Genomic DNA, 532 nt, shown 5'->3' on the forward strand with positions numbered 1-532 from the left:
GCTTACGTCATCTATACCTCTGGTTCGACTGGAAATCCGAAAGGAGTTATGCTGCAGCATCGCTCGGTACTCAACTTTATTACAGGAATGCGCGAAGCAATTGACTTTGAAGCGAGCCAAACGATTTTGTCACTGACGACCATTTCATTCGATATTTTCGTCTTGGAAACCATCCTGCCCCTGTTGGGTGGAATGACGGTTGTGCTTGGCGACAGCCAGCATCAGGTGGACCCGCAGGCGCTTGGTGAGTTGATTACTCAACATTCTATTGAGATGTTGCAAATGACACCATCCCGGTTGCAAATGCTACTGGGTCATGAAGCAGGTTCCCGCGCGCTGCGAAACGTGAAGGTAATTATGGTCGGGGGTGAAGCCCTTCCGTCCAAGCTGCTGGCAGCACTGCAAGAAATAAACGGTCCCCGCATTTATAACATGTACGGACCTACAGAAACGACGGTTTGGTCGGCCGTACAGGAACTGACCCATGCTCAAGAAATTAATATCGGACGTCCTATCGCGAATACCCAAATAT

At 49.4% G+C, this 532-nt stretch carries 1 protein-coding gene; it reads left to right on the plus strand.

The annotated features are described in order from the left end of the window. Positions 1-532 (plus strand): AMP-binding protein (locus AC6EJC_RS26925; protein ID WP_444956522.1); only part of this gene is annotated, 532 nt, incomplete at both ends.

The sequence above is a fragment of the Paenibacillus sp. TY11 genome, assembly GCF_059772165.1.